Below are 20,062 nucleotides of genomic sequence, written 5' to 3' on the forward strand. Positions count from 1 at the left end.
GGCCCTTATCCTCAATGACCATGCTGGACAACCGGACCGAGCCGCCCACCGCTCCCGGCGGGCCGACCCCGACGCCGACCACCGCCCCGGCGGCGGTCCGCGCCGCGATCCCCGCCCCGGCCCCGCCGCCCTGGCTGCCCGCACCGGCGTCGTGGCCCGCCGGCTACCCCGAGGGCTACGCCGTGGTCGACGTGGAGACCACCGGGCTCAGCCGGAACGACCGGATCGTGTCCGCGGCCGTCTACCGGCTGGACGCCTACGGCACGGTGCAGGACCACTGGTACTCGCCGGTGAACCCGCAGCGCGACCCCGGCCCGGTCTGGATTCACGGTCTGACCGCGGCGGCCCTGGCGAAGGCACCGCTCTTCGCGGAGATCGCCGACGCCCTCGCGGAGCAGCTGGCCGGGCGGGTCCTGGTGGCGCACAACGCGGTCTTCGACTGGTCCATGCTGGCGCGGGAGTTCGCCCGCGCGCAGACCACCGCACCGGTCGAGCACCGGCTGTGCACCATCGTGCTGGCCAAGGAGCTGGGGCTGCCGCTTGCCAACCACAAGCTGGAGACGCTCGCCGCGCACTACGGGGTCGAGCAGCGCCGGGCGCACCACGCGCTCGACGACGCCCGGGTGCTCGCCGAGACGTTCCGGCCGAGCCTGCACCTGGCGGCCGCCGCCGACCTGCCGCTGCCGCTGCACGCCTGCCGCCCGCTGACGGAGTGGAAGGACGCCGCGGGCGCACCGGCGCGCCCCGGCCAGGAGGAGCGGACCGCGGCGCCGCGCGCCGGCCGCCTGTACGGCTCGGGGTACGGCAACTCCGGCTGGCGCCCGGCCCGCAAGCGGCCGGTCTGCCCGTATCCGAACCCCGGGCGGCTGGCGCCGGACGGGCCGCTGGTCCAGGGCATGCGGGTGGCGTTCTCCGGCGACACCGGCATCGACCGCGAGCTGCTGGAGGACCGGGCCACCGACGCGGGGCTGCACGTCGCGTCGTCCGTGAGCCGCCTGACCAGCCTGCTGGTCACCAACGACCCCGACTCCCCCACCACCAAGGCGGTCCGCGCCCGGCAGGTCGGCACCCCGATCATCGACGAGGCGCGCTTCGCCGAACTGCTCAAGGCCGTCCGGCCCGCCGACGGTGTACACGGTTGACGCCTGGGTGCCGTACACCGCCGTACGGGTGAAAGGGGCGGCCCGACCCGCCGCCGCGCCGCGCGGAGCGTTGCCCACCCGGCGGCCGGTCCGCACCCTGAACGGCATGGCCCGTTGCGAGGTTTGCGGAAACGACTACGCGTTGAGCTTCGAGGTGCACGCCCAGGGCGCGGTGCACGTCTTCGACAGCTTCGAGTGCGCGATCCACCGGCTGGCACCGATCTGCGAGCACTGCCGCGTGCAGATCGTCGGCCACGGGGTGGAGGTCGACGGCCGGTTCTACTGCTGCGCGCACTGCGCCAACGCGGAGGGCGCGGTCGGCATCGTCGACCGGGTCGGCACGCCCTCCCCCGCCTGACCGCCGCGCCGCCCGACCGCCCGCCCCACCGCGCCCGCACCTTCCCGGACCCGCGCTCCCCACCCCCGCCGCCGAGTTGTACGGTCAGGGGATTGCACGGCGGACAGCACGGGGGCGGCCGGCGACGGCCCCAAGAAGGCGGCGAGGCGGACACGTGGCAGCACCCATCGAGGACTACGCGATCATCGGCGACCTCCAGACCGCCGCGCTCGTCGGCCGGGACGGCTCGATCGACTGGCTGTGCCTGCCCCGCTTCGACTCCGGTGCCTGCTTCGCCGCCCTGCTCGGCGACCGCGACAACGGCCGCTGGCGGATCGCCCCGGTCAACTCCGGGCACTGTGCGAGCCGCTCCTACCGCGGCGACACCCTGGTGCTCGACACCGTGTGGGAGACGCCCAGCGGCACCGTGCGGGTCACCGACTTCATGCCGCAGCGCGACAAGGCGCCGGACGTGATCCGCGTCGTGGAGGGCATATCCGGTGAGGTCGCCATGCACACCGAGCTGGTGCTGCGCTTCGACTACGGCAACGTGGTGCCCTGGATGCGCCGCGTCGACGGCCACCACGTGGCCACCGCCGGGCCCGACTCCGCATGGCTGCGCAGCACCCCGAACGTGCCGATGTACGGCAAGGACATGCGCACCCACGCCGACTTCACCGTCAGCGCGGGCGAACGCGTCGGCTTCGTGCTGACCTGGAACGTCTCGCACGCCCGGCACCTGCGCAAGGTCGACCCGTTCGCGGCCCTCGACACCTGCCTGAAGGACTGGGAGTCCTGGTCCGCGCAGTGCCGCTACGAGGGCCCCTGGCGCGACGCGGTCCTGCGCTCCCTGATCACCCTCAAGGCGCTGACCTACGCGCCCAGCGGCGGCATAGCGGCCGCGGCGACCACCTCGCTGCCCGAGGAGATCGGCGGCGTCCGCAACTGGGACTACCGCTACTGCTGGCTGCGCGACGCGGCCCTGACCCTCAACGCCCTCATCGCCGGCGGCTACCTCGACGAGGCCCGCGCCTGGCGCGACTGGCTGCTGCGCGCGGTCGCCGGCGACCCGGCCGACCTCCAGATCATGTACGGCATCGCGGGCGAGCGCCGACTGCCGGAGTACGAAGTGCCGTGGCTGGCCGGCTACCAGGGCTCGGCCCCGGTCCGGATCGGCAACGCCGCCGCCGGACAGCTCCAACTCGACGTCTACGGCGAGGTGATGGACTCCCTCTTCCTCGCCGGCGAGCAGGGCCTTGCCACCGAGTCGCACGCCTGGAACCTCCAGCGCTCCCTGATGGACTTCCTGGAGTCCAAGTGGCGCGAACCCGACGAGGGCCTGTGGGAGGTCCGCGGCCCGCGCCGGCACTTCGTGCACTCCAAGGTGATGGCCTGGGTCGCGGCCGACCGCGCGGTGCGCACCATGGAGTCCCGCCCCAAGCTGCGCGGCGACGTCGACAAGTGGCGCGCGATGCGCGACCAGGTGCACGCCGAGGTGTGCGCGAAGGGCTATGACGCGGACCGCAACACCTTCACCCAGTCCTACGGCTCCCGCGAACTGGACGCCGCCACGCTGCTGATCCCGCAGGTCGGGTTCCTGCCGCCGGACGACCCGCGGGTGGCCGGCACCGTGGAGGCGGTCCGCGCCGAACTCGACCTCGGCGGCTTCGTCCGCCGCTACAGCCCGGAGGCGGCCGGGGTGGACGGCCTGCCCGGCACCGAAGGCGCCTTCCTGGCCTGCTCGTTCTGGATGGTGGACGCCCTGCACACCACCGGGCGGCCGGACGAGGCGAAGGAGCTGTTCGAGAAGCTGCTGTCGCTGCGCAACGACGTCGGGCTGCTCGCCGAGGAGTGGGACCCGGTCGCGGGCCGCCAGCTGGGCAACTTCCCCCAGGCCTTCAGCCACATCGGCCTGGTCAACAGCGCGCTGACGCTCACCGGCCGGACCGGCGACACCGCCTGACCGCGGGCGGGCGCCGTCAGCTGACCCGCCGGGCCCGGTGGCGCACCGCGCGCAGCCGCGCCTCGGCGGGCAGCTCGTCCAGCCCGGCCGAGCCGCGGGCCCGGGTCAGCACCGAGGTGTCCAGGCCCGCCACGACCTCCCGCGGGTTGGCGTCCGGCTCCAGGCCCAGCACCAGCCGCGCCGAGGGCCGCCCGCGCCGGCCCACCAGCCGCGCCCCGGACCACGCCACCCCGTCGTACGCCTCCGACTCCGCGCGCAGCACGTCCTCCACCGCCCGGCCGCGCAGCTGCGCGCCCTGACCGTCGCCACTGTCCACCCGGATCTGCCGGACCCGGCGGCTGCGCGCCTGGGCGAACAGCCACCACAGACCGATCAGCAGCAGCACCGCCAGCACCGCGATCACCACCGGCCACCACCAGCCGTCGGAGCGGTAGCGGGTCCGGTCGTGGTCGCTCAGCAGCACGTCCTTCGGGCCGCTCCACGGCCACCAGTGCGGCATCGTGAAGTTCCAGTGCCGCTCCAGGTCCAGGCTGCCGACCAGCACCGACAGCCCCACCACCAGCAGCAGCAGGCCGAGCAGCCCGAGCATGACCCGGTTGAGTGTGGTGCGCATGCGCCCTCTCCTCACGCCTTCTTGTCGGCCCGCCGGACGTGTACGCGCATCGCGAGCTCCCTGGCCAGCCCGAGCTGCGCGACCGCCGTGTCCAGCGCGCCGGCCAGGTCGCGCCGTACGTCGTCCAGTTCGCGGAAGTGCGAGGTGGCGCGGGCGGTGACCTTGCGGCGGCCCACCTTCACCCGCGACCAGCGCACCCCGGCGACCTCCATCGCCCGGTCGCGCAGCACCAGTTCGGCCGCGTGCCGGTCCAGCCCGGCCCGTACGCCCTGCGGGCCGCGGCGGGCCATCGGCAGCACCTTGCGCTCGCCGGGGGTCGCCGCGAGCAGCAGCAGCCACAGCCCGAGCACCGCGGCCACCGCGGCGCCGACGATGATCCAGACGTTGTCCAGGTGGCGGGTGGCCAGCTCGTCCGCCAGCGTCTTGCGCCAGGCCATCGCCTTGCGGTCGGTGCGCACCGCGGCGATGTCGTAGAGGAACAGGCCGGTCAGCGCGGTGCAGACGGCCGCGGTCAGGGCCGCGGGGACGCGGCGCCCGGACCAGAAGCGCTTGACGCGCACCGCGCCGGGCTCACCGGCGGCCGGGGCGTACTGGAGCGCGCCGGAGCCCGGGCCCGCCTCGTCCGGGTCGAGGGTGGGCAGCCTGACGGTGGGTTCGGGGCGGTCGTCCGCGCGCTCGCCGTACCCGGCGCCCGGGTCGGCGCCGCTGCCGCCGCCGGCGTCCGCGGAACGCCTCGGGTCCGGGCCGTCGTCGCTCACTGCACCCTCCCGTCGTCCTTGCGGCGGGCGGCGGCCGAGTGCAGGCGCTCGACCTCGACCGCCACCTCCGGTACCGCCATCCCGGTCAGTTCCTCGACCCGGCCGGTGACATGGCGCCGTACGCTCCCGCATACGGCGCCGATGTCGGTGGGGTAGCCGAGTTCGAGGGCCAGCCGCAGCCGGGCGGTGTCCTTGCGCACCGACACCGTGGCATGCGGGCGCGCGTCGCCGGGCACCAACTCGGCACCCGGCGCGTCGCTCAGCGCCTCACCGGCGGCCTGCGCGGCGATCTTCGCGACCACCCGGTCCGCGATCCGCAGCGCCCCGCGCTCCGCGGGCGGCATCCTGGCGGGTTGGGCTCCCGCCATCAGCGCCGCCGGTCGCGGTCGCGGTCACGGTCACGCGTCCGGAAGAACTCGCCCGGTTCGAGGTCGCCGTCCAGGAACTTGCCTGCCACGAACCCGACCACGCCGAGCGCCGCCACCAGCAGGAAGGCCCCGAACCCGCCGAACCATCCGGCGAACCCGAGCGCCATTCCCACCGCCAGGCCGATCACCGCCATACTCATTCCGCGCTCTCCGTCCCCTCAGCCATGACCGCCTCCGCCTGCGTCCGTTCCGGAGCCGGCCCGCTACTGGACCCGCTGCTCGCGTTCGTCGTCATCGTCCTCGTCGGGCAGCTTCACGTCGCCGACCGCGACATTGACCTCGACGACCTCGAGGCCGGTCATCCGCTCCACCGCCGTGATCACGTTCTCCCGCACAGCGCGGGCGACCTCGACGATCGACACGCCGTACTCCACGACGATGTCCAGGTCGAGCGCCGTCTGCACCTCGCCGACCTCGGCCTTGACCCCGCGGGCCACCGACCGGCCGCCGCCGGGCACGCGGTCGCGTACGGCGCCGAACGTGCGGGACAGGCCGGTGCCCATCGCGTGCACGCCCACCACATCGCGGGCGGCGAGCCCGGCGATCTTCTCGACCACGCCGTCGGCGATCGTCGTACGGCCGCGGGTGGCCGGGTCACCGAGCGCCTTGCGGCCGCCCGACGCGCCCTTGTCCAGCGTCCTTCCCTCGGCCGAGGACGTGCTGTTCGGCTCCGGGCTGCCATGCTGTGCGCTGTCGCTCATCGCGAGTCGTCCCTCCGTCTCGGCTGCTCCGTGCACCACACTAAGTGCGCATGCCCCCGCACGCGTGGGGGATGCGGCGAGTGGGTTGCCACCGGCCTTCCCCCGATCGGGTGGCCGGCCCGTCGAAGCGAGGGGTGGAGGTCATGGACCGGCTGAGCCGAACGGTACGGGAACAGGTCGCGCTGGGGCGGTTGTTGCCGCTCGGCGCGCCCGAGGACGGCGCCTGGATCACCGAGCGGACGGCCGTGGCGGCACTCCGGGCCGTCTGCGCGGCGCTGCCCGGGGTACGGCTCGGCCGGGTGAACATCCTGCCGGTGCCGGACGGCCCGGTCGGCCCCGAGGTGTCCCCGGCCGCCCCGGTGGGCGCGGTGCCGCACCGGCCGCTGCGGATCGAGGCGCGGTTCGAGGCGGCGCTCGGCGAGCCGCTGCCGGTCCTGGCGGAGCGGCTGCGCACCGCGCTGTTCGCTGCCGCGGGCGACAGCGGGCTGGGGCTGCCCGTCCAGGTGGTCGACCTCGCGGTCACCGGGCTGGTCGACGACGCCACCGCCCTGGCCGGTGCCCCCGCGCCCCCCGCGCGGCCCGAACTCGCCGACGACTACGGACCCACGTCCGCGTCCGACGCCCCCGCCCGGCCCGGCACCGCCGCCGCCGTCCAGGCCGCGGTCCTCTCCGTACCGGGCGTCGCCCGGGTGACCCGGCGGCTCGCCGGACACGCCGGTGTCCACGTCCACGACTCCGACGCGGCCCAGGGCTCCGCCCGCTACGTACGGCTCCAACTCGCCGCCGCCCCCTCCTACCGACCCCTCACCGTCGCCCGCGCCGCCTCAGCCGCCGCCACCCAAGCCGCCACCCCGGGCGCCCCCGGCTCCGTCTCCACCGCGGTCCTCATCACCGACCTCGCGTAGCGGGGTCGGCCCGCACCCCCCGGGTGCCCCCGTCCCGCCCGTCCCGGGACCTTGCGGCCGGTGGGTGGCTTGTCGCGCCGTTCCCCGCGCCCCTGAGCACGCCCGGGTACCCCGTGGTGCGGGCCCGCCCGGGGGTGCCCCTGTCCGACGGTTCCCGGACCTGGCAGCCGGTGGTGGGCTGGTCGCGCAGTTCCCCGCGCCCCTGGGTAGCTTTCTGGTCCTGCCGGAGTGCCCTGACCCGGTGCAGGAGGGATGTCGACTGCTGGCAGCACCACATCGGCTTGCTCCGGAAGGAGCAGAAGCTTTCCCAGGGGCGCGGGGAACTGCGCGACCAGCCACTTCCCGGCCGTCAGGTCCGGGAACCGCCGGACAGGGCAGACGGTGCGGGGCCCCGCCACGGAAGACCAGAAGCATTTCCAGGGGCGCGGGGAACGGCGCGACAAGCCACCCACCGGCCGCAAGGTCCCGGGACGGGCGGGACGGGGGCGCCCGGGGGGTCCGGTCAGTCGGAGACGGTCATGAGGTCACGAAGCCTGCGGCCTTGGGCCGCACGCTCGGCGGCGCGCTGGGCACCCTCGTCCTCGACCAGCGCGGAGCGCAGCAACCCCTTTGTCTCGATGACGGCGTCGCGGGGCGCCGAGAGTACTGCGGCGACGAGGTCGGAGACGGTGTCGTCGAGTTCGGGGGCGGGCACGACAACGTTGGCGAGGCCGCTGCGGAGGGCCTCGTCCGCGTGGACGAAGCGTCCGGTCACGCAGATCTCGAGGGCGCGGCCGTAGCCGACGAGTTCGACCAGCGGCTTGGTCCCGGTGAGGTCGGGCACGAGCCCGAGCGAGGTCTCCCGCATGGCGAACTGGACGTCGTCCGCACAGACCCGCAGGTCGCAGGCGAGGGCGAGCTGGAAGCCGGCCCCGATCGCGTGCCCCTGGACAGCGGCGACCGTGATGAGGTCGGTGCGCCGCCACCAGGTGAACGCCTCCTGGTACCCCTCGATGGCCGCGTCGAGCTGCTGCTCGGTGCCGCGCGCGAGGTCGAGGAAGGACGGTTCGCCCTCGAAGCCCTCAGGAGTGAACGCACGCCGGTCGAGCCCGGCGGAGAAGGACACGCCCTCGCCGCGCAGGACCGCGACCCGTACGCTCCCCGGCAGCAGCCGCCCCGCCTCGGCCAGGGCCCGCCACAGGGCGGGTGACTGGACGTTGCGCTTGGCCGGGTTGCAGAGGGTGATGTGTGCGACGGCACCGTCCAGGGTGAGCCGGACTCCGTCGCGTTCGAGCAGGACGTGGGCATCGGGCATCGGGCACCTCCGAGCGGACCGCGAACATGATTACCGAAGAGTAACCACTCGCTCGGCGCGCCGGTCGTACGGGTGCCCGTACACACCCCGGGGCGGACCGTGAACGCCGTCCGGCGCCCGCTCCGCCCCCGCCCGCGGGAATTCCCCGCGGTGATCAGGCCGCGTCGGCCTTCTTGCCGCGTGTCGCACCGCCGCGGCCGCGCAGGACCACGCCCGACTCGCTGAGCATCCGGTGGACGAACCCGTAGGAACGCCCGGTCTCCTCGGCGAGGGCACGAATGCTCGCACCGGAGTCGTACTTCTTCTTCAGGTCTGCCGCGAGCTTCTCGCGCGCGGCGCCGGTCACCCGGCTGCCCTTCTTCAGAGTCTCGGCCACCCGTGCCTCCTCCAGGGAAGTGCGCTATGGACTCTCATGATCACCCCTAACCCGGTTCCTGGCCACCCATTCGACAAGGTCGATCGCCGTACATTCGGCGACCGAATGTGCCGATAGCCCCCGCAGAACCCGGTGTGCGGGCAATTTCCCGGCCGTAATTCCCGTGCCGAGATCTTCCCCCGGGGAATACCGGCAGGTCAGCCCGGTGGGTAAGGAGTTCACCGACGTCATGGCACTGATCGGCGGGCCGGGCGGGCGGCTGGCCGGGGCAGGGCGGCGGTACGAGGCCGACTCATACAGATGAAGGATCAACGATGGGCCGAATGATCGATTCAGCATGATCATCCGGCCCAACGGCGCAGTACGGGCCCCGCTCCCCCGCCCTGCGGCACCGCGTCGGAGCGGCGCCGCAGGGCCCCGGGCTCAGGCCAGCGCGACCAGGTCGGCGTACGCCTGGCTCCACAGGTCCTCGACCCCGTCGGGCAGCATGATGATCCGCTCGGGTTCGAGCGCGTGGACCGCGCCCTCGTCGTGGGTGACCAGCACGACCGCGCCGGTGAAGGTGTGCAGCGCGCCGAGGATCTCCTCGCGGCTGGCCGGGTCGAGGTTGTTGGTGGGCTCGTCGAGCAGCAGCACGTTGGCGCTGGAGACGACGAGCGCGGCCAGCGCCAGCCGGGTCTTCTCACCGCCGGACAGCACCCGGGCGGGCTTGTCGACGTCGTCGCCGGAGAAGAGGAAGGAACCGAGGATCTTGCGGATCTCGACCAGGTCGGTGTCGGGCGCGGCGGAGCGCATGTTCTCCAGCACGGTGCGGTCCGGGTCGAGGGTCTCGTGCTCCTGCGCGTAGTAGCCGAGCTTGAGGCCGTGGCCGGGGGTGACGGCGCCGGTGTCGGGCTGCTCCACCCCGGCCAGCAACCGCAGCAGCGTGGTCTTGCCGGCGCCGTTCAGCCCGAGGATGACCACGCGTGAGCCGCGGTCGATGGCCAGGTCGACGTCGGTGAAGATCTCCAGCGAGCCGTAGGACTTCGAGAGCCCTTCGGCCATCAGGGGGGTCTTGCCGCACGGCGCCGGGTCGGGGAAGCGCAGTTTCGCGACCTTGTCGGCCTGCCGGACCTCTTCCAGCCCGGACAGCAGCTTCTCCGCCCGGCGCGCCATGTTCTGCGCGGCAACGGTCTTGGTGGCCTTCGCGCGCATCTTGTCGGCCTGCGAATTCAGCGCGGCGGCCTTCTTCTCGGCATTCGCGCGCTCGCGGTGGCGCCGCTTCTCGTCGGCTTCCCGCTGCTGCTGGTAGAGCTTCCAGCCCATGTTGTAGACGTCGATACGGGAGCGGTTGGCGTCGAGATAGAAGACCTTGTTGACGACCGTCTCGATCAGGTCGGTGTCGTGGGAGATGACGATGAATCCGCCGCGGTAGGACTTGAGGTAGTCCCGCAGCCAGGTGATGGAGTCGGCGTCGAGGTGGTTGGTGGGCTCGTCGAGCAGCAGCGTGTCGGCGTCGGAGAACAGGATGCGGGCCAGTTCGACCCGGCGCCGCTGCCCGCCGGACAGGGTGCGCAGCGGCTGGCCGAGCACCCGGTCGGGCAGGCCGAGCGCGGCGGCGATGGTGGCGGCCTCGGCCTCGGCGGCGTATCCGCCCTTGGTGAGGAATTCCGTTTCCAGCCGCGAGTATTTCTTCATCGCGTTCTCGCGGGTGGCGCCCTTGCCGTTGGCCATCCGCTCCTCGTTCTCGCGCATTTTGCGCAGCACCACGTCCAGGCCGCGGGCGGACAGCACCCGGTCGCTGGCGATGGTCTCGAGGTCGCCGGCGCGCGGGTCCTGCGGGAGGTAGCCGACCTCGCCGGAGTTGGTGACGCTTCCGGCGGCGGGCTGGCCCTCGCCGGCCAGCACCTTGGTGAGGGTGGTCTTGCCGGCGCCGTTCCGGCCGACCAGGCCGATCCGGTCGCCCTTGGCGACGCGGAAGGAGGCGGATTCGATGAGGATGCGGGCGCCGGCGCGCAACTCGATGCCGGTGGCAGTGATCACGGGTGAAGCTCCAGGGCGATGGGCGCCGCGCCAGGCGGCAGCGGAGGACGAGAGGTCCGGGGGCGCGGCGGCGCGAAGGCGTCGGAAGCCGGCCCGCGGACTGCGGTCGGGGCGGGCGCCGTGACCGGTGGGTCGGCGCCGCGGCTGGTCGACTCGGCTAATCGAGGAGCAGAACTGCCATAGGTGCATTCTACGACCGACCCGCAACCGCTTTTCCCGGCTCCGCCGCCACGGCTGCGCGCACCCGCCGGGCACATCGCCCATACTCGGACATGTGCCAGTGACGGGCACTGGCCGCCCTCGGGAAGGGAGACCACCCATGACCGGCCGGCTCAGCGTCTGCCCCGCCCTGCGGTACCAGGACGCGAAGGGCGCCATCGCGCTGCTGAAGGACACGTTCGGCTTCACCGAGGTCGCCGTGTACGAGAACGACGACGGCACCGTCGCCCACGCCGAACTCGCCCACGGCAACGGCATCGTGATGCTCGGCACCGCCACGGACGAAGGCGCGTACGGGCAGGCCGCCCAGCACCTGGGGCCCACCTCGGTCTACGTGGCGGTCGACGACGTCGACGCGCACTACGCCCGTACGGCGGCCGCCGGCGCGAAGATCGTGGCGCCGCTCACCGACAAGGACTACGGTTCGCGCGACTACGTGGTCCGGGACGCGGAGGGGAACCTGTGGTGCTTCGGCACCTACGCGCCCGAACTCCCATCGTCGTAGGGCCTGTTCACGCCTCGCCGGTGTGCACCTGGAACGCCGCCTTGCGCATCGCCTTCGCCAGCGCGGGGTCGGGGTGCGCGGCGGCGAGGGCGACCAGGACCTGCACGGTGCGGGGGTGGCCGGCCCGCCGCACCTCCTGGAGCAGCCCGGGCACCGAGCCCTGGACGGCCGTCTCCAGGTGGCTGACGAGCAGGTGCTCGTCGCCGTGGTCGGCGACCGCGGCGGCGGTGTCCACCCACAGCCAGGTGGCCTCCTCGCGGCTCAGCAGCCCGGTCGCGGTGTCCGGGTCGCCGCCGTCCAACTCCGCCAGCCACAGCACCGCGTAGGGGCGCAGTGTCGGTTCGTTGACGACCGCGCGCACCGCCGCCTCCGCCGGGTCGCCGACCACGCGCAGCGCCTCGAAGGCCAGCCCGCGCAGCAGCGCGTCCTCGCCGCGGGCGGTCTCCAGCAGCTCGGCGACGGCCGGCGCGACCGGGCGGGCGGCCAGCCACGCGCGGTACTCGGCGCGGGCCGGCCCCGGGGACAGGCGGGCGCAGGCGCGCAGCATCGTCTCGGCGGACTGCTCCATGTTCCCCGCCGGGCCCTGGGCGGCCACGCAGATCTGCTCCAGCTTGACCCACACCGCCCAGCTGCCCAGCGCGGTCAGCGCGGCCTCGTCCGGGCGCTTCGGGTCGCGCGGGCGCAGCGCGCCCACGTCGGTGGCGGCTTCCAGCACCCAGTCCAGCAGGGCGGGCAGCGGGTCGCCCGCGGCGGGCGGTTCGTGCCGCTCGGTGCGCAGTTCGGCGACGCGCTGCCGCAGCAGGTCCAGCAGCGTGTCCAGCGGCACCGGGCCCTGCGAGAGGTGCAGGAAGGAGAGCAACTGCGGTGCGGCCTCGATGACTTCGGCGACCAGGGCGGGGTCGGCGCCCAGCGCGCCGCCGGTGTCGGCACCGGCGGCACCATCGGCACCGTCGACACCGTCGACACCGTCTCCCCGCGTGTCGGGCGCGAGGAACGGGTGGGCGAGGGACCAGGCGTCGAACAGGGCCACCCAGCCGCGCAGCACCGCGGTGTCGTCGGTGTCCCAGGCGCGCAGCCGCCAGCCGGGGCGGGCGGTGCCGCGGTGCAGCTCGATCAGGCCGGACAGCCGGGCCCGGTCCCAGGCGGTGCGGACCTGGCCGGGGGTCAGCCCGAGGTCGGCCGCGGCCTGGGCGACGGTGCCGTCCGGCAGTATCCCGGTCGGCCCCGCGGTGCCGGGGCCGGTGCCGGCCCACCGCGCGAGCCGTACCGCGGCGGCGAGTTCGGCCCTGGCGACGTGGGCGAGTTCGGGGATCGAGGGGGTGCCCTCGGGGGGGCGCGCCGGTCGCGACCTGCGCGTCGTGGCGGTCCTGCGGGCCGCGGTGAGCGGCCGGCGGGGGACGAGGCGGAGCGGAGTGTCTCGCGGGATACGGGACGTCACCTGATCAGTCTCGCCGCTCAGCACCCAGAATCCCAAACCCGACTGTGAACGCGCTCACATGAGCGGGGTCAGAAAGCGGCGCAGCGTCTCCTCGTACGCGGCCGGGTCGGCGTTCCACATCGCGGTGTGGGCGGCGCCGGGCACCGTGTGCAGGGATGCCTTGCCGGGGTAGCGGGCGGCGAGCGCGCGCGAGGCGGACCAGGGGGCGAAGGTGTCGTCGGGGCCGTGCACGATCAGCGTCGGTACGTCCAGGCCGGCCGGCCCGCCCGCTTCCGTTTCTGCGGTTTCCTCCGCGGAGCGGGGGCCCTGCGCGCCGGTACGGCCCTGCGCGGCGCGGACGGCGAGCGGCGTGACGGCGGCGGGCAGGCCGCGGGCGCGGACCGCCGCGGTGACCGTGGCGCGCCAGTCCAGCACCGGCGAGTCCAGGACGAGGCCGGCGACCTTGTCGGCCGACGGGGAGCGGCGCAGGGCCCGCAGCGCCATCGCCGCGCCGGTGGACCAGCCGTACAGCACCAGGGCCGTCGCGCCGTGCGCCACCGCGTGGCGCATCGCCGCGTCCAGGTCGCGCCACTCGGTGGCGCCGAGGTGGCCGATACGGTCCGGGGAGGCGGGGGCGCCCGCGTCGTTGCGGTACGTCGGGACCAGGACCGGCAGCCGGAAGCGGTGCAGGGCGGGCAGGACCGCGAGGGCCTGCTCGCGGGTGGCGCCCACGCCGTGCACCGCGATCACCCAGATCGAGCGGGCGCCGGGTACGTACCAGGCGGGCATCGGGCCCAGTTCGCCCTCGACCTCCACGTCGTGGAACTCCAGGCCGCACGCGGTCCGCGGGTCGCCCGCGTACGCCTGCGGGGTCAGCCGGACGAACGCGCCCGCGTCCACGGTGCCCTTCCCCGTGCCGAGCAGTTCCCTGGTCACGGAGCGGCCGTCGGTCCTGAGCACCCGGCCCACCGTCGCGTGCACGCCCGGGCCGCTCAGGCCGTACACCCCCGGGCGGCCCGACTCCGTGGTGCGGGTCAGCACGACCTCGTGCGGCGTCACGCTGTGCACCGTCACCGCCCCGCCCGGTGGCGGGCCCGCCACCCCCGGGTTCAGGGCGAACCTCGATCCGTACCGGCCCGCCGCCAATGCGGCCGCGCCGGCACTCACCACTGTCGTGGCCGCCACGGCCACCGCGTGTCGAAAGCGCATCACCCTCACTCTGCTACCCCCTCCGGGCGGGCGCCACCGCACCCGACGTGTGCCCCCTCCCACGGGGGTGCCGGGACCTTCCGGCCCGTGGGTGGCTGGTCGCGCAGTTCCCCGCGCCCCTGGAAACGCTTCTGGTCTTCCGCGGCGGGGCTCCGCACGGGGTGCCCCTGCTGTCCGGTTCCCGGACCTTGCGGCCGGTGGTGGGCTGGTCGCGCAGTTCCCCGCGCCCCTGGAATGCTTCTGGTCCTTCCGGAGCAAGCCGACGTCCCTCCTGCACCGGGTCAGGTCACTCCGGTAGGACCAGGTAGCTACCCAGGGGCGCGGGGAACGGCGCGACAAGCCACCCACTCACCGCAAGGTCCGGGAGCCGTCGGACAGGGGCACCCCCGGGCGGGCCCGCACCACGGGGTACCCGGGCGTGCTCAGGGGCGCGGGGAACGGCGCGACAAGCCACCCACGGGCCGGAAGGTCCCGGCACGGGGAGACGGGGGCACCCGGGGGGTCAGGGTTGGCCGTAACCACGGAACTTGATTGCCGCGGCTTCGAGTTCCGCGGGGGTGAGGGTCGTGGGAGTGGAGCCCGTGGAGGTCGCGGTGAGCCAGACGCGGCACATCCATTCGAGCTGGGCGCCGCGGTCGTAGGCGCGGTCGAGGGTGTCGCCGAGACTGATCATCCCGTGGTTGCGCATGAGGCAGGCGGTGCGGTCGCCGCGGAGGGCGTGGAGGACGGCGTCGGCGAGTTCGGGGGTGCCGTAGAGGGCGTAGTCGGCGACGCGGACGGGTCCGCCGAGCTCCGCGGCCATGTAGTGGACGGCGGGCAGCTCGGCGACGAGCGTGGAGACGGCGGTGGCGTGCGGTGCGTGGGTGTGGACGACCGCCCGCGCGGGGGTGCCGCGGTAGACGGCGAGGTGGAGCGGGAGTTCGCTGGTCGGTCTGAGCTCGCCGCGCACCTGGCGCCCGCTGGCGAGGTCGACGCCGACGAGGTCGCCGGGCCCGAGCCGGTGGTAGGGCACGCCGGTGGGGGTGACCAGGACGAGGTCGTCGCCGACGAGGGCGGAGACGTTGCCGGAGGTGCCGACCACGAGGCCGTCCGCGACGGTGCGGCGGGCCGCGTCGACCACGTCGGACCAGGTCTGCTGTGCTGCGTCGTGCACGGGAACCCCTTGCTGCCGTTGGTGCCGCTGATACCGGTTCGAGGGTGCCACGGGCGGACCGACCACCAAAGAGCACGGATTACAGCTCGCTTCACCGGTCCGCGGGATCACGCAGGAGTGCGCCAGGGCGTCGTGCCGACCGCTCCCGATCGCTCCGCACCCCTTCCCGATCCCCTCGCGTTCACCGATGATTCATGTCAGCACTCCGAGTCTGCCGTGAGTTCACCTTCCGTTCATCAATGCTCCGTACGTTCACCTCGCCACTGCCCGACCGAACGATTGCTGGGCCCATGGAACACATCACGCTCCTGATCGGACTCGTGATCGCCACCGCTCTCGTCTTCGACTTCACCAACGGCTTCCACGACACCGCCAACGCCATGGCGACCACCATCTCGACGGGGGCCCTCGGACCCCGCGTCGCGGTGGGCATGTCAGCCGTACTCAACCTGGTCGGCGCCTTCCTGTCGGTGGAGGTCGCCAAGACGATCTCCGGCGGGATCATCGACGAGTCGGCCGGCATCAGACCCGCGATGATCTTCGCCGCACTGGTCGGCGCGATCGTGTGGAACCTGGTGACCTGGCTGGCCGGGCTCCCCTCCAGCTCCTCGCACGCGCTCTTCGGCGGACTGATCGGCGCCACCCTCGTCTCGGTCGGCGCGCACGGCGTGCACGGGGACGCGGTCGTCATGAAAGTGATCATTCCGGCAGTGGCCGCGCCCGTCGTGGCCGGCCTCGCCTCGATGCTCGCCACCCGGCTCACCTACCGGCTCGGCCGCGCCGCCGATCCGGCGGCCACCTCGCGCGGCTACCGGGTCGGGCAGATCGCCTCCGCCGGGCTCGTGTCCCTCGCGCACGGCACCAATGACGCGCAGAAGACGATGGGCGTCATCACCCTCACGCTCATCGCCGGCGGTTCGCTCGCGCCCGGGTCCGACCCGCCGCTGTGGGTCATCTGCGCGGCCGGCACCGCGATCGCGCTGGGCACGTACATCGGCGGCTGGCGGATCATCAGGACCGTCGGCCGCGGCATCACCGACATCCAGCCGCAGCAGGGGTTCGCGGCGCAGACCGGCGCCGCGGCGACGATCCTGGCGTCCTCACACCTGGGGTTCGCGCTGTCGACGACGCAGGTCTGCTCCGGGTCGGTACTCGGGGCCGGGCTCGGGCGGCGCGGGGCGGTGGTTCACTGGGGCACCGCCGGGCGCATGGTCGCCGCGTGGGCGCTCACCCTTCCCGCGGCCGGGCTGGTCGCCGGCGCCGCGGCCTACCTCGCCGACCGCGGGACCTGGGGGGTCACCACGGTCGGCGTGATCGGCCTCGCGGTGTGCGCGGTGGTCCGTACGGCGGCCCGCCGCAAGCCGGTCACGCACGCGAACGTCAACGACGCCGCGGCCGCCGAGGCCCCCGTCCCGGCCACGGTCCCGGTCCCGGCCGCACCGGCCGTCCACCTCGCCCCCACCACCCCCGCCGTCCGTCTCGTCCCGGTCACCGTGGTCGACAGCGCCTCCGAGCCCGCGGCCGAGCCGCAACCCGCCCCCGGGCCCGCCGTTCCGGCGGCCTCCCCCGTCCCGCCTCCCGCCTCCGCTCCCACCACGGTCTGAAAGGGCACGCCATGAGCATCGACTGGCACGCGCTCGGCACGGTCCTCGCGGTCACACTGCTGTCCACCGTCGGCCTCGTCGGGGTCTTCACGCTCGGCATCGTCGGGCTCTCCCGCCCCTCGTCCGCCCAGGGCACCGCGCTCCTGACGCGCACCGGCGCCTACCTGTGCTTCGCGGCCTGCGCCGCCGCCGTCGCCTACGGCATCCACCTCATAGCCGGCTGAGCGCACCCTCCCTCCGCCGTCACCCCGGCCCGCCGCCGGGACCCGCCACCTGGGTCCCGGCGGCGGGCTGTTCGCATGCCGGCGCCCGCGGGCCCCTCTCCTGTTTTCGCCGATAACACTCTGACCGAATCATCGATCCCCATCTGTGTTATCGTTGATCTCGTCAGATCGTATCGACGAAAACAAGGAGGACGCCATGTCCACCAGCGCCACCCCTGTCCGCGTCGCCCTGGTCACCGGTGGGTCCGGTGGCATCGGCCGGGCCGTCGTCCGGCGGCTCGCCCGCGACGGGTACGCCCTGGGCATCCACTACGCCGGCAACAAGGCCGCCGCCGAGGCGCTCGCCGAGGAGATCACGGGCGCCGGGGGCCGGGCCGTCACCGTCGGCGGCGACGTCGCCGACGAGCACGCCATGGCCGCCGCCTTCGACACCGTGGAGGCCGCCTTCGGCGGGCTGGACGCCGTCGTGCACACCGCCGGCGTGATGCGGCTGAAGCCGATCGTCGACCTGGACCTCGCGGAGCTGGACGCGGTGCACCGCACCAACATCCGCGGCAGCTTCGTGGTCGACCAGCAGGCCGCCCGCCGGCTGCGCGCGGGCGGGGCCATCGTGAACCTCTCGACCTCCGTCGTGGGGCTCCAGTTCCCCGGCTACGGGGCCTACACCGCCAGCAAGGGCGCCGTCGAGGCGCTGACCCTGATCCTCGCCCGCGAGCTGCGCGGCCGGGACATCACCGTCAACGCGATCGCCCCCGGGCCCACCGCCACACCGCTGTTCATGGCCGGCAAGGACCAGGAGACCGTCGACCGCCTCGCGGCCCAGCCCCCGCTGGAGCGCCTGGGCACCCCCGAGGACATCGCCGAGGTGGCCGCCTTCCTGGCCGGCCCCGCCGGCCACTGGATCAACGGCCAGACCGTCCGCGCCAACGGCGGAATCATCTAGGAGGCAGGAACAGCCATGACACCAGCCACGACACACCGCACCGGTCCGAAGGTCATCGTCGTCACCGGCGCCTCCAGCGGCATCGGCAACCTCGCCGCCCGCTTCCTGGCCGGGGCCGGGCACACCGTCTACGCGGGCATGCGCGCCACCGCCGACCGCAACGCCCCCCGCGTGGCCGAACTCGCCGCGTACGCAGAGGCGGAGGGCGTGGACGTGCGCGGCATCGAGATGGACGTGCAGGACCAGGCGTCCGTCGACGCGGCGATCGAGCAGGTCACCGCCGAGCAGGGCCGGCTGGACGTGGTCGTCCACAACGCCGGCCACATGGCGCTGGGCCCGGCCGAGGCGTTCACCCCCGAACAGCTCGCCGCGCTCTACGACGCCAACGTCCTGTCCACCCAGCGCGTCAACCGCGCCGCGCTGCCGCACCTGCGCCGCCAGGGCGAGGGGCTGCTGGTGTGGGTGGGGTCGTCCTCCACCCGCGGCGGCCACCCGCCGTTCCTCGCCCCGTACTTCGCGGCGAAGGCGGGCATGGACGCACTGGCCGAGAGCTACGCCGCCGAGCTGGTCCGGTTCGGCATCGACACCGTCATCGTGGTGCCGGGAGCCTACCCGTCGGGCACCAACCACTTCGCCCACGCGGCCCGGCCGGCCGACACCGTACGGGACACCGCGTACGACGAGGCGTACGGCGCGGTGCGCGACTCCATGGCGCAGGCGCTCACCGACCTCTTCCCCGCGGGGCGGACCGTGGACGAGGTCGCGGACGAGATCGTCCGGGTGGTCGGACTGCCGCAGGGCGAGCGGCCGTTCCGCACCCACATCGACCCCAGCCGCGACGGCAGCGAGGTCGTGTCCGCGGTCAGCGACCGCATCCGCGCGGAGTTCTACCACCGCATCGGCATCCAGGAGCTGCTTCCCGAGCACGCCTCCCTCTGAGCCGGCCGCGCGCCCACCCGTCGGCGCGGGGCCGCAAAGCCGCAGGCAGGCCCGGTTGACGGGGTTTCTCCGGGCGTGGTGAACTGCCGGGAGCAATGCGGCGGCAGGAGAGGAAGTCGGTGCGAATCCGACGCGGTCCCGCCACTGTCACCGGGGAGTGCACTCCCGAAGCTGGAGGCCACGGCCGGCGCACGCCGGCGGGAAGGCCCGGGAGTGCGTTGATCCGGGAGCCAGGAGACTCTCACCGCCGGTCACGTCGAGCCAGGGCGCGGACCCTGAGTGAGGACTTCGCCATGCCCTGCACGCAGGCGGCACCCGCCCTGGCGGCCGCCGGTACCCGGATATCCGCGGCATGAGCGGCCGCCACCGTGCCTACGCGTACGGCGCCGCACTCGGCTTCCTCGGCGACCTCCTGATCGGCGACCCGCGCCGCGGCCACCCGGTGGCCGGGTTCGGGCGGGCCGCCGGCGCCCTGGAACAGCGCATGTGGCGCGACGACCGGGGCGCCGGCAGCGCGTACGCGGCGCTGTGCGTGGGCGGCGCGGTGGCCGCGGCCGCCGTCGCCGATCGGGCGGCCCGGCGCCGCCCGCTGCTGGGCGCGGCGCTGGCCGCGGCGGCCACCTGGTCGGTGCTGGGCGGCACTTCGCTCGCCCGGGAGGCCCGCACGATCGGCGCGGCGCTTCAGGCGGGCGACCTGGCCGCCGCCCGGGACCGGCTGCCGCACCTGTGCGGGCGGGACCCGGCCGCGCTGGACGCCGACGCGCTGGCGCGGGCGGTGGTGGAGTCGGTCGCGGAGAACACCTCGGACGCGGTGGTCGGCGCCCTGGTGTGGGGCGGGCTCGCGGGGGTGCCCGGGCTGGTCGGCTTCCGTGCCGCCAACACGCTGGACGCGATGGTCGGCCACCGCTCCCCGCGGCACCTGCGCTTCGGGTGGGCGGCCGCCCGGCTGGACGACGCGGCCGGCTACCCCGGCGCGCGGCTGACCGCCCTGCTCGCCGCGCTGGCCGGGCCGTATCCGCGCAGCGCGCTGGCCACCGCGCGCCGGGACGGGCCGCGGCACCCCTCGCCCAACGCCGGGCCGGTCGAGGCCGCGTTCGCGGGGGCGCTGCGGGTGCGGCTGGGCGGCACCCTGGCGTACGGGGGGCGGGTCGAGCACCGGCCGGTGCTGGGCGCGGGGTTCCGGCCGCCGCGGCCGGCCGACATCGGGCGCGCGGTGCGGCTGTCCCGCCGGGTCGGCGCGCTCGCGCTGGGCGCGTCGGTGCTGCTGTCGGCGGCCCGCGGCCGGACCGGCAGGAGGGGTGCGCGGTGAA

21 protein-coding genes and 1 riboswitch are annotated in these 20,062 nt (G+C 74.4%); of the genes, 10 read left to right on the forward strand and 11 right to left on the reverse strand.

The annotated features are described in order from the left end of the window. Window positions 1-20: 20 nt before the first annotated feature. The 3 genes from WA788_RS08020 to WA788_RS08030 all read left to right on the forward strand — a co-directional run bounded on the left by WA788_RS08020 (window position 21) and on the right by WA788_RS08030 (window position 3,442). Entirely contained in the window at window positions 21-1,142 is a 1,122-nt protein-coding gene (locus tag WA788_RS08020) for a DEDDh family exonuclease (protein ID WP_335973198.1), read from the forward strand. 106 nt (window positions 1,143-1,248) lie between these two features. Next, window positions 1,249-1,500 (forward strand): hypothetical protein, encoded by a 252-nt coding sequence (locus WA788_RS08025; RefSeq protein ID WP_335973202.1) that lies wholly within the window; start codon window positions 1,249-1,251, stop codon window positions 1,498-1,500. 154 nt (window positions 1,501-1,654) lie between these two features. Next, window positions 1,655-3,442 carry a glycoside hydrolase family 15 protein gene (locus WA788_RS08030; RefSeq protein WP_335973205.1) on the forward strand — a complete coding sequence of 596 codons (1,788 nt, stop codon included), beginning with the start codon at window positions 1,655-1,657 and terminating at the stop codon, window positions 3,440-3,442. Window positions 3,443-3,458: 16 nt separating this feature from the next. Here the strand turns inward: WA788_RS08030 and amaP are convergent, their stop codons facing one another. From amaP to WA788_RS08055, 5 genes are all read right to left on the reverse strand, one after another. Continuing rightward, window positions 3,459-4,055, reverse strand: a complete 597-nt coding sequence (gene amaP / locus WA788_RS08035) for an alkaline shock response membrane anchor protein AmaP (RefSeq protein ID WP_335973210.1) — start codon at window positions 4,053-4,055, stop codon at window positions 3,459-3,461. 11 nt (window positions 4,056-4,066) lie between these two features. Next, on the reverse strand, window positions 4,067-4,696 hold the full coding sequence (locus tag WA788_RS08040; RefSeq protein ID WP_335974119.1) for a DUF6286 domain-containing protein: 630 nt from the start codon (window positions 4,694-4,696) through the stop codon (window positions 4,067-4,069). Window positions 4,697-4,809: 113 nt separating this feature from the next. After that, the gene (locus tag WA788_RS08045) at window positions 4,810-5,157 is read right to left on the reverse strand and encodes an Asp23/Gls24 family envelope stress response protein (RefSeq protein WP_335973215.1); all 348 of its coding nucleotides are present in this window, start codon (window positions 5,155-5,157) and stop codon (window positions 4,810-4,812) included. A gap of 23 nt (window positions 5,158-5,180) precedes the next feature. Next, window positions 5,181-5,381 carry a hypothetical protein gene (locus WA788_RS08050; RefSeq protein ID WP_335973218.1) on the reverse strand — a complete coding sequence of 67 codons (201 nt, stop codon included), beginning with the start codon at window positions 5,379-5,381 and terminating at the stop codon, window positions 5,181-5,183. A gap of 63 nt (window positions 5,382-5,444) precedes the next feature. Beyond that, complete coding sequence (locus WA788_RS08055; RefSeq protein ID WP_335973222.1) at window positions 5,445-5,942, reverse strand: Asp23/Gls24 family envelope stress response protein; 498 nt, start codon at window positions 5,940-5,942, stop codon at window positions 5,445-5,447. Window positions 5,943-6,085: 143 nt separating this feature from the next. Here WA788_RS08055 and WA788_RS08060 point away from each other — a divergent pair, with 143 nt between their 5' ends. Then, window positions 6,086-6,847: a hypothetical protein gene (locus tag WA788_RS08060; RefSeq protein WP_335973224.1), complete on the forward strand. Its 762-nt coding sequence runs from the start codon at window positions 6,086-6,088 to the stop codon at window positions 6,845-6,847. A 502-nt stretch (window positions 6,848-7,349) separates the two neighbouring features. Here WA788_RS08060 and WA788_RS08065 read toward each other — a convergent pair. From WA788_RS08065 to WA788_RS08075, 3 genes are all read right to left on the reverse strand, one after another. Continuing rightward, the gene (locus tag WA788_RS08065) at window positions 7,350-8,141 is read right to left on the reverse strand and encodes an enoyl-CoA hydratase/isomerase family protein (RefSeq protein ID WP_335973228.1); all 792 of its coding nucleotides are present in this window, start codon (window positions 8,139-8,141) and stop codon (window positions 7,350-7,352) included. A gap of 154 nt (window positions 8,142-8,295) precedes the next feature. After that, entirely contained in the window at window positions 8,296-8,517 is a 222-nt protein-coding gene (locus tag WA788_RS08070; protein ID WP_335973233.1) for a helix-turn-helix domain-containing protein, read from the reverse strand. A gap of 423 nt (window positions 8,518-8,940) precedes the next feature. Further along, window positions 8,941-10,539: an ABC-F family ATP-binding cassette domain-containing protein gene (locus WA788_RS08075; RefSeq protein ID WP_335973237.1), complete on the reverse strand. Its 1,599-nt coding sequence runs from the start codon at window positions 10,537-10,539 to the stop codon at window positions 8,941-8,943. A 319-nt stretch (window positions 10,540-10,858) separates the two neighbouring features. On the opposite strand from WA788_RS08075, the gene WA788_RS08080 reads away from it, so the two are divergent. Next, window positions 10,859-11,263 carry a VOC family protein gene (locus WA788_RS08080; RefSeq protein ID WP_335973242.1) on the forward strand — a complete coding sequence of 135 codons (405 nt, stop codon included), beginning with the start codon at window positions 10,859-10,861 and terminating at the stop codon, window positions 11,261-11,263. A 7-nt stretch (window positions 11,264-11,270) separates the two neighbouring features. Here the strand turns inward: WA788_RS08080 and WA788_RS08085 are convergent, their stop codons facing one another. From WA788_RS08085 to WA788_RS08095, 3 genes are all read right to left on the reverse strand, one after another. After that, window positions 11,271-12,701, reverse strand: coding sequence for a hypothetical protein (locus WA788_RS08085; RefSeq protein WP_335973247.1), 1,431 nt, complete (start codon window positions 12,699-12,701; stop codon window positions 11,271-11,273). Between the two features lie 54 nt (window positions 12,702-12,755). Next, on the reverse strand, window positions 12,756-13,889 hold the full coding sequence (locus tag WA788_RS08090) for an alpha/beta hydrolase (protein ID WP_335973251.1): 1,134 nt from the start codon (window positions 13,887-13,889) through the stop codon (window positions 12,756-12,758). A gap of 502 nt (window positions 13,890-14,391) precedes the next feature. Further along, a complete protein-coding gene (locus tag WA788_RS08095) occupies window positions 14,392-15,042 on the reverse strand; it encodes a class II aldolase/adducin family protein (RefSeq protein WP_335973255.1) in 651 nt (216 codons plus the stop codon). 290 nt (window positions 15,043-15,332) lie between these two features. Between WA788_RS08095 and WA788_RS08100 the strand changes: the two genes are divergently transcribed. From WA788_RS08100 to WA788_RS08120, 5 genes are all read left to right on the forward strand, one after another. Then, window positions 15,333-16,646, forward strand: a complete 1,314-nt coding sequence (locus WA788_RS08100) for an inorganic phosphate transporter (RefSeq protein WP_335973259.1) — start codon at window positions 15,333-15,335, stop codon at window positions 16,644-16,646. Between the two features lie 11 nt (window positions 16,647-16,657). After that, window positions 16,658-16,870 (forward strand): hypothetical protein, encoded by a 213-nt coding sequence (locus WA788_RS08105; RefSeq protein WP_335973262.1) that lies wholly within the window; start codon window positions 16,658-16,660, stop codon window positions 16,868-16,870. A gap of 196 nt (window positions 16,871-17,066) precedes the next feature. Beyond that, complete coding sequence (locus tag WA788_RS08110; protein WP_335973266.1) at window positions 17,067-17,813, forward strand: SDR family oxidoreductase; 747 nt, start codon at window positions 17,067-17,069, stop codon at window positions 17,811-17,813. A gap of 15 nt (window positions 17,814-17,828) precedes the next feature. After that, window positions 17,829-18,752: an SDR family oxidoreductase gene (locus tag WA788_RS08115; protein ID WP_335973270.1), complete on the forward strand. Its 924-nt coding sequence runs from the start codon at window positions 17,829-17,831 to the stop codon at window positions 18,750-18,752. A 109-nt stretch (window positions 18,753-18,861) separates the two neighbouring features. Next, window positions 18,862-18,993, forward strand: a riboswitch (cobalamin riboswitch). Between the two features lie 111 nt (window positions 18,994-19,104). Continuing rightward, a complete protein-coding gene (locus tag WA788_RS08120) occupies window positions 19,105-20,061 on the forward strand; it encodes a cobalamin biosynthesis protein (protein ID WP_335973273.1) in 957 nt (318 codons plus the stop codon). Window position 20,062 lies beyond the last annotated feature (1 nt).

Source organism: Streptomyces sp. CA2R106 (assembly GCF_037034245.1).
Taxonomy (GTDB): Bacteria; Actinomycetota; Actinomycetes; order Streptomycetales; family Streptomycetaceae; genus Actinacidiphila.

Bases quoted from the DNA above. Each gene is read 5' to 3' on its own strand.
- WA788_RS08020 (WP_335973198.1), top strand. From the start codon at position 21: ATGCTGGACAACCGGACCGAGCCGCCCACCGCTCCCGGCGGGCCGACC.
- WA788_RS08025 (WP_335973202.1), top strand. From the start codon at position 1,249: ATGGCCCGTTGCGAGGTTTGCGGAAACGACTACGCGTTGAGCTTCGAG.
- amaP (WP_335973210.1), bottom strand. From the start codon at position 4,055: ATGCGCACCACACTCAACCGGGTCATGCTCGGGCTGCTCGGCCTGCTG.
- WA788_RS08045 (WP_335973215.1), bottom strand. From the start codon at position 5,157: ATGCCGCCCGCGGAGCGCGGGGCGCTGCGGATCGCGGACCGGGTGGTC.
- WA788_RS08050 (WP_335973218.1), bottom strand. From the start codon at position 5,381: ATGAGTATGGCGGTGATCGGCCTGGCGGTGGGAATGGCGCTCGGGTTC.
- WA788_RS08055 (WP_335973222.1), bottom strand. From the start codon at position 5,942: ATGAGCGACAGCGCACAGCATGGCAGCCCGGAGCCGAACAGCACGTCC.
- WA788_RS08060 (WP_335973224.1), top strand. From the start codon at position 6,086: ATGGACCGGCTGAGCCGAACGGTACGGGAACAGGTCGCGCTGGGGCGG.
- WA788_RS08065 (WP_335973228.1), bottom strand. From the start codon at position 8,141: ATGCCCGATGCCCACGTCCTGCTCGAACGCGACGGAGTCCGGCTCACC.
- WA788_RS08080 (WP_335973242.1), top strand. From the start codon at position 10,859: ATGACCGGCCGGCTCAGCGTCTGCCCCGCCCTGCGGTACCAGGACGCG.
- WA788_RS08090 (WP_335973251.1), bottom strand. From the start codon at position 13,889: ATGCGCTTTCGACACGCGGTGGCCGTGGCGGCCACGACAGTGGTGAGT.
- WA788_RS08100 (WP_335973259.1), top strand. From the start codon at position 15,333: ATGGAACACATCACGCTCCTGATCGGACTCGTGATCGCCACCGCTCTC.
- WA788_RS08105 (WP_335973262.1), top strand. From the start codon at position 16,658: ATGAGCATCGACTGGCACGCGCTCGGCACGGTCCTCGCGGTCACACTG.
- WA788_RS08110 (WP_335973266.1), top strand. From the start codon at position 17,067: ATGTCCACCAGCGCCACCCCTGTCCGCGTCGCCCTGGTCACCGGTGGG.
- WA788_RS08115 (WP_335973270.1), top strand. From the start codon at position 17,829: ATGACACCAGCCACGACACACCGCACCGGTCCGAAGGTCATCGTCGTC.
- WA788_RS08120 (WP_335973273.1), top strand. From the start codon at position 19,105: ATGAGCGGCCGCCACCGTGCCTACGCGTACGGCGCCGCACTCGGCTTC.